The sequence below is a fragment of the Mesorhizobium sp. M1E.F.Ca.ET.063.01.1.1 genome (assembly GCF_003998155.1).
Classification (GTDB): domain Bacteria; phylum Pseudomonadota; class Alphaproteobacteria; order Rhizobiales; family Rhizobiaceae; genus Mesorhizobium.
The window spans coordinates 1-4,214 of record NZ_RZSC01000538.1 but is presented as its reverse complement, the minus strand read 5'-3'; the positions used below and the strand labels follow the sequence as shown (position 1 = coordinate 4,214).

The following is a 4,214-nucleotide window of genomic DNA, read 5'->3' as shown; positions in this document are numbered from 1 at the left end:
CTCTATCTTGTTCGGCTTGATCAGTTCCTGCCAGTTTTTCTGGATCATTGTGTCTTCCTTCCTTTGACCCGCCACCATCCAATCGTGGCGGGCAGCCTGGAAATCCGCGCAGCAGCGCCTCGGCGCTCACGCGGTGTTCAAAAATATTAGACGCGGCGCTTCTTACGCGGGCGGCAGCCATTGTGCGGGATCGGCGTCACATCACGGATCGAGGTGATGGTGAAGCCGGCCGCCTGCAGGGCGCGCAGCGCCGATTCGCGACCGGAGCCGGGTCCGCAGACCTCGACCTCAAGCATGCGCATGCCGTGTTCCTGGGCCTTCTTGGCGACGTCCTCGGCAGCCATCTGGGCGGCGAACGGGGTCGACTTGCGCGAACCCTTGAAGCCCTGGGCGCCGGCCGACGACCAGGCAATCGAATTGCCCTGCGCGTCGGTGATAGTGATCATCGTATTGTTGAAGGTCGAATTGACGTGGGCAACGCCCGACGAGATGTTCTTGCGTTCGCGGCGGCGAACACGAGCGGTTTCCTTGGCCATGGTAGTCCTTTCAGTTGATCTCTACACCGCCGTAACGCCAGCGGCTCCACCTTTAGAAGCGAGTAGTGAATAGGGAATAGCGAATAGAGTCCCCTACTCGCTAATGGCTACTCGCTATTCGCTCAATTACTTCTTCTTGCCGGCGATCGCCTTGGCCGGGCCCTTGCGGGTGCGCGCATTGGTGTGCGTGCGCTGGCCGCGGACTGGCAGCGAGCGGCGGTGACGCAGGCCGCGGTAGCAGCCGAGGTCCATGAGCCGCTTGATGTTCATCGAGACTTCGCGGCGCAGGTCGCCTTCGACCTGATAGTCGCGGTCGATCGTCTCGCGGATCTGCAGCACTTCCGCGTCGGTCAGCTGGTTGACGCGGCGGTCCGCCGGGATGCCGACCTTGTCGACGATCTCCTGGGCAAACTTCTTGCCGATGCCGTGAATGTACTGAAGCGCGATGACGACGCGCTTGTTGGTCGGAATGTTGACGCCGGCTATACGAGCCATTTGTTCTCATCTCCATGTGGGCCGGACGTGCCGGCGCTATCTAAGTTGCCCCGCGTCCGGTGGAGGCCGGCCCTTGCGGGAGTTTCCTGGTTCAAAACGACTGCCCTGCCCTTGCGGGCAAGCAAAGTCCATGCCTGACAGGAAGACGGGCCGCCATACCCCAACGGCTCCCTCCAGTCAAGCGCAATCTTTGCTTGTCGGAACGACCTACCTCGCCGTCGCCGCGAGCACCTTCTCGATCTCCGCGGTCACCCCGTCGATACTGGCCATGCCATCGACGGTCTTCAGCCTGCCTTTGGCGTAATAATAGCCGGTCAGCGGCGCCGTCTTCTTGTAATATTCCCGCAGGCGCTCCTCGAACACAGCCGGGTTGTCGTCCTTGCGTACAGGCTGGCCTGCGGCCTGGGCATCCTCAGCGCGCTTGACGATGCGTCCCACCAGCGCCTTGTCGTCGACGACGAGCTCGATGACACAGTCCAGCGCAATATTGCGCTCCGAAAGCATAGCCTCCACGGCATCGGCCTGTATCAGCGTGCGCGGATATCCGTCGAGGATGAAGCCTCTGGCGCAATCGGGCTGGTCGATCCGTTCGGCGACGATCGCGTTGACGATCGCATCCGACACCAGCTCGCCGGCATCCATTACAGCCTTGGCACGCTTGCCGACCTCGGTTCCGGCCTGGACGGCGGCACGCAGCATGTCACCCGTCGAAAGCTGGGGTATGCCATGTTTGTCTACCAGTCTCTGTGCTTGCGTCCCCTTGCCCGCTCCTGGCGGCCCAAGCAATATCAGCCTCATCTGCTCCTCTTACCCCCACGCAACTTCGACTTCTTGATCAGGCCCTCATACTGGTGCGCGATCAGGTGACCCTGAATCTGCGCCACCGTGTCGAGCGTGACACTGACCACGATCAGAAGCGATGTGCCACCGAGGTAGAAAGGTACGCCAGTCGCTGAAATCAGGAACTCGGGCAGCAGACACACCAGCACCAGGTAGACGGCGCCGATGACGGTGATACGCGTCAGAACATAGTCGATATATTCGGCGGTGCGCTCGCCCGGCCGGTAGCCCGGGATGAAGCCGGAATGCTTCTTGAGCTGGTCGGCCGTGTCCTTCGGGTTGAAGACGATCGCCGTGTAGAAGAAGGCGAAGAAGATGATCATCGCCGCGTAGAACACCATGTAGAGCGGTTGGCCGTGGCCGAGGGAGGCCAGAATCGTGCTCGCCCAGGCCGGCAGGTTCGTCGTCTGCGAGAAGCCAGCGACCGTTGCCGGCAGAAGCAGCAGCGAGGAGGCGAAGATCGGCGGGATGACGCCCGAGGGGTTGAGCTTCAGCGGCAGGTGCGAGGTGTCGCCCTGGAACATGCGGTTGCCGACCTGACGCTTCGGATACTGGATGAGCAGGCGCCGCTGGGCGCGCTCGAAGAAGACGATGACACCGATGACGACGACCGCGAGCACGATGATCGCGAGAATGAGGCCGGTGGACAGCGCGCCGGTGCGGCCGAGTTCCAGCGTGCCGGAGATGGCGCGCGGCAGGCCGGCGACGATGCCCGAGAAGATGATCAGCGAAATGCCGTTGCCGATGCCACGGGCGGTGATCTGCTCGCCGAGCCACATCAGGAACATGGTGCCGCCGACGAGCGTGACAACCGTCGAGATGCGGAAGAACATGCCGGGATCGTTGACGATGCCATTGCCGCCCTCGAGGCCGATCGAAATGCCGTAGGCCTGCACCAGAGCGAGCAGCACCGTGCCGTAGCGCGTGTACTGGTTGATGATCTTGCGGCCCTGCTCGCCTTCCTTCTTCAGCGCTTCCAGCGATGGGATGACCGAGGTCATCAGCTGCATGATGATGGAGGCGGAGATGTAGGGCATGATGCCCAGCGCGAAGATCGCCATGCGCTGCACGGCGCCGCCGGCAAACATGTTGAACATGCCGAGCACGCCCTTGCTTTGCGAGGAGAAGGCCTGCGCGAAAGCGTCGGGATTGATGCCGGGAAGCGGGATGTAGGTGCCGAGGCGGTAGACGAGCAGCGCGCCGATGGTGAACCAGATGCGCTTCTTCAGATCCTCGGCCTTGGCGAAGGCCGCAAAATTCAGATTGGAGGCTAGTTGTTCAGCAGCCGAAGCCATGCCTGATTCTCCGCTAGGTCACGCTCGATGCCCGCAGCTCAGGCGGTGCGTGTCACCGAAGCTCACGAGATAAGCTCCGGACCGTAAACATGCAAGCGGCCGCGTTGACGCGGCCGCCTAATTGACTAGATCGAAGCGCGCTTCGCCGGCAAAAACGAAGTCATTCCCGCCGGCCGTGCTTCAAATCGCCGTTACTCGGCGGCGGCCGCTTCCGGCAGCTTCACCGAACCGCCGGCCTTCTCGATCTTCTCGATCGCCGCCTTGGAGGCACCGGCGACGTCGAAGCTGAGCTTGGCCTTGAGCTCGCCGTCGGAGAGAACGCGCACGCCGTCCTTGGCGCGGCGGATGACGCCGGCGGCAATCAGGGCCTCGGCCGTCACGGTCGCCTTGGCATCGAGCTTCTTGGCATCGACAGCAGCCTGGATGCGGGCGAGCGACACGACGGTGAAGCTCTTGCCGAACAGGTTGTTGAAGCCGCGCTTCGGCAGGCGACGGTAGAGCGGCATCTGGCCACCCTCGAAGCCGTTGATGGCGACGCCGGAGCGCGCCTTCTGGCCCTTGACGCCGCGACCGGCGGTCTTGCCCGAGCCGGAGCCGATGCCGCGACCGAGGCGCTTCCTGGAATGCGTGGCGCCGTCCTTGTCACGCAGATCGTTGAGTTTCATCTTCGTTCTCCTGCGCTTCCGTTCAGGCCTCGTCCACGACGCGGACGAGGTGCTGGACGGCGGCGATCATGCCGCGCACGGAAGGGGTATCTTCCAGCGTGCGCCGCTTGTGCATCTTGTTGAGGCCGAGGCCGACCAGCGTCGCGCGCTGCTCCTTCGGCCGGCGGATCGGCGAACCGATCTGCTCGACGGTAATGGTCTTGGTAGCTTTCTTGGCCATGGTCTAAATCCCTGGTCAGCGTCGACTATTCTTCGGTCGCAACGGCGGTGCCGCGGCGAGCCTGAAGGGTCGAATACTTGATGCCGCGCGCGGCAGCCACATCCTTCGGATTCATCTGGCTCTTCAGCGCGTCGAAGGTGGCGCGAACCATGTTGTAGGGGTT

The 4,214-nt window shown here is 62.9% G+C and carries 6 protein-coding genes and 1 pseudogene; all 7 read right to left on the bottom strand.

What is annotated here, in order from left to right; all coding sequences use genetic code 11:
* Window positions 1–146: 146 nt before the first annotated feature.
* On the bottom strand, window positions 147–536 hold the full coding sequence (gene rpsK / locus EOA29_RS27410; RefSeq protein WP_127221877.1) for a 30S ribosomal protein S11: 390 nt from the start codon (window positions 534–536) through the stop codon (window positions 147–149).
* Window positions 537–662: 126 nt separating this feature from the next.
* Window positions 663–1,031 carry a 30S ribosomal protein S13 gene (gene rpsM / locus EOA29_RS27405; RefSeq protein ID WP_027170351.1) on the bottom strand — a complete coding sequence of 123 codons (369 nt, stop codon included), beginning with the start codon at window positions 1,029–1,031 and terminating at the stop codon, window positions 663–665.
* 207 nt (window positions 1,032–1,238) lie between these two features.
* Complete coding sequence (locus EOA29_RS27400) at window positions 1,239–1,829, bottom strand: adenylate kinase (protein ID WP_126094102.1); 591 nt, start codon at window positions 1,827–1,829, stop codon at window positions 1,239–1,241.
* Entirely contained in the window at window positions 1,826–3,166 is a 1,341-nt protein-coding gene (gene secY / locus EOA29_RS27395) for a preprotein translocase subunit SecY (RefSeq protein ID WP_127221876.1), read from the bottom strand. The genes EOA29_RS27400 and secY overlap by 4 nt, the downstream gene beginning before the upstream one ends.
* A gap of 191 nt (window positions 3,167–3,357) precedes the next feature.
* Window positions 3,358–3,831 carry a 50S ribosomal protein L15 gene (rplO, locus tag EOA29_RS27390; RefSeq protein ID WP_126094104.1) on the bottom strand — a complete coding sequence of 158 codons (474 nt, stop codon included), beginning with the start codon at window positions 3,829–3,831 and terminating at the stop codon, window positions 3,358–3,360.
* Window positions 3,832–3,853: 22 nt separating this feature from the next.
* The gene (rpmD, locus tag EOA29_RS27385; protein ID WP_027170355.1) at window positions 3,854–4,051 is read right to left on the bottom strand and encodes a 50S ribosomal protein L30; all 198 of its coding nucleotides are present in this window, start codon (window positions 4,049–4,051) and stop codon (window positions 3,854–3,856) included.
* Window positions 4,052–4,076: 25 nt separating this feature from the next.
* A pseudogene (locus tag EOA29_RS27380) lies at window positions 4,077–4,214 on the bottom strand (30S ribosomal protein S5); the annotation flags it as partial.

Excerpts from the sequence above, each read along its gene's own strand:
- rpsK (WP_127221877.1), bottom strand. The coding sequence starts at position 536 with ATGGCCAAGGAAACCGCTCGTGTTCGCCGCCGCGAACGCAAGAACATC.
- rpsM (WP_027170351.1), bottom strand. The coding sequence starts at position 1,031 with ATGGCTCGTATAGCCGGCGTCAACATTCCGACCAACAAGCGCGTCGTC.
- EOA29_RS27400 (WP_126094102.1), bottom strand. The coding sequence starts at position 1,829 with ATGAGGCTGATATTGCTTGGGCCGCCAGGAGCGGGCAAGGGGACGCAA.
- secY (WP_127221876.1), bottom strand. The coding sequence starts at position 3,166 with ATGGCTTCGGCTGCTGAACAACTAGCCTCCAATCTGAATTTTGCGGCC.
- rplO (WP_126094104.1), bottom strand. The coding sequence starts at position 3,831 with ATGAAACTCAACGATCTGCGTGACAAGGACGGCGCCACGCATTCCAGG.
- rpmD (WP_027170355.1), bottom strand. The coding sequence starts at position 4,051 with ATGGCCAAGAAAGCTACCAAGACCATTACCGTCGAGCAGATCGGTTCG.